Origin of the sequence: uncultured Campylobacter sp. (assembly GCF_938045405.1) — a bacterium.
Classification (GTDB): Bacteria; Campylobacterota; Campylobacteria; order Campylobacterales; family Campylobacteraceae; genus Campylobacter_B.
Genome location: NZ_CALIMW010000169.1, coordinates 1 through 1,835, shown reverse-complemented (window position 1 = coordinate 1,835; position 1,835 = coordinate 1). Strand labels below are relative to the sequence as shown.

Genomic DNA, 1,835 nt, shown 5'->3' with positions numbered 1-1,835 from the left:
GCTTTGCCGAGCTTTTCTAAAGTTAGGACCTTTTGTAGATTGCGCTCAAATTCCTTTTTAGTAAGTCCTGAATTCCTTACGACATTATCGTAAAGTTCCTTACTAAATGCGCCATTTTCTTGGAAATTCGGCGAGTTTAGCACAAATTCCGCCACATCTTTATCACTGGCCTGAACGCCTAAGTCTTTAGCAAAATTTAGAAAATACGCTTCGCCGATTAACTGATCTACTGCGATCTGATCTAGATGCATATTTTTGGCTTGTTCTTGAGTAAATTGCCCATCGCTCATAGCGTTTAATCTATTGTATAACTCGGTTGATTTTATCTTATATTCTTGATTGGTTATGGAAATCTGCCCTACTCTAGCGATTGAGCCTGCGCGGTTAGCGTTCATATCATATGCGCCCCAGCCGACGAAGCCTGCGCCCACGAAAGCTATCGTGCTTATCCAAATAGTCGGTATAAGCGACTTCTTATGCTTTTGCATCCATTCTATCATCTAAATCCTTAAATAGCTAACTAAAGAAATTTTTTGTTAGTAATTATACAGATAAAACCTTATGTAAGGCTGAAAAATAGGCATTTTTAGCGAATTATAACGCGTTAGTAAATGATTTGGTATACATTAATCTTAGCTTAGCAAAAGCAGCTTTGAACTCATTTCTAAAATCGCTATTTTTTTCGCCATTTGCTGCGCGCTCCTTGCATGGGCAAAAACCCCATAGCCGCGAATCACCATTATATCGCTATTTTCATTTATCATATAGTTACAAATTTCATACGGCGCGCGCTCGTGCCAATCGTCGTAATTTTTCGGATCGTAAATTTCAACCCTTTTAAATTTGGTCGCCCCGAAATAATCCCGCGGCAAAATAAAATCGTGCTCCAGCGTATATGCGATGAGATGCGGAGGCATCGCGTAGGTTACGAATTTCGCCTCTTTGATATTTTTGTAGATATTTACGTGGATGTCGCTATCGATGCTGGCGTCCTGCCAGCGGTAATCCTTCTTCGAAAACAGAGTTATAAAATCATCCTTGCCGAGGCTATCGAAGATCGCATCTTTTTTATTGATCAAAAACTGATTTTCCTTAATTTTGACCGAAATCGAGCCGTGAAAGATCCCAAAAAGCCTATCTCTAAACATCGAAAGCGAAATTTTGCGTAAAATTTCATAATAATACTCGTCCATCTCTCGCCTTTGTAAAAAATTTCGCTATTATATAGGATTAGAAATTTCAAAAGGATAAATTTAAGTGCAAGCTCCACATATTCCGGTGCTTTTTTCGCAAACGATCGCAGCATTTTCGCAGATTGAGGACGGCTACGTTATCGACTGCACGCTAGGCTACGGAGGGCACAGCGAGGGCATTTTGACCGCTAATCCGCGCCTTAAGCTTATCGCTTGCGACAGAGATGCCGAAGCGATAGAATTTTCGCGCGAGCGGCTCAGTAAATTTAAAGATCGCATAGAAATCCACAAAGCAAAATTTAGCGAAATTTTAGAAATTCTGCCCGAGCAAAAGCTCCGCGCAGTTCGTGGGATCTTAGCCGACATTGGCGTTTCATCTCTTCAGCTGGATAAAAACTCGCGCGGCTTTTCCACCAAAAGCGACGCGCTGGATATGCGAATGGACGCAGGCGCGGCGCTGGATGCGGCATACGTTGTAAATCGCTACTCGCAAGCTGAACTCGCGCGCATTTTTCGCGAATACACCGAGCTAACAAATGCTAACGCAATCGCCTCCAAAATAGCCGCTGCGCGGGCTAACGCGCCGCTAACAAGCGCTAAAGCTTTGGCAAATTTAATCGGAACGAAGCCCGTTAAAGGGCG

At 42.7% G+C, this 1,835-nt stretch carries 3 protein-coding genes; 1 reads left to right on the top strand and 2 read right to left on the bottom strand.

Annotation, left to right across the window (positions count from 1 at the left end; genetic code table 11):
* Positions 1-500: SurA N-terminal domain-containing protein (locus tag Q0140_RS06545; protein WP_297962961.1), on the bottom strand; the 500-nt coding region annotated here is incomplete at its 3' end.
* 132 nt (positions 501-632) lie between these two features.
* Positions 633-1,193 (bottom strand): class II aldolase and adducin N-terminal domain-containing protein, encoded by a 561-nt coding sequence (locus Q0140_RS06540; RefSeq protein WP_297962960.1) that lies wholly within the window; start codon positions 1,191-1,193, stop codon positions 633-635.
* A gap of 64 nt (positions 1,194-1,257) precedes the next feature.
* On the opposite strand from Q0140_RS06540, the gene rsmH reads away from it, so the two are divergent.
* Positions 1,258-1,835: 16S rRNA (cytosine(1402)-N(4))-methyltransferase RsmH (gene rsmH / locus Q0140_RS06535; protein WP_297962959.1), on the top strand; the 578-nt coding region annotated here is incomplete at its 3' end.

Bases quoted from the DNA above. Each gene is read 5' to 3' on its own strand.
- Q0140_RS06540 (WP_297962960.1), bottom strand. From the start codon at position 1,193: ATGGACGAGTATTATTATGAAATTTTACGCAAAATTTCGCTTTCGATG.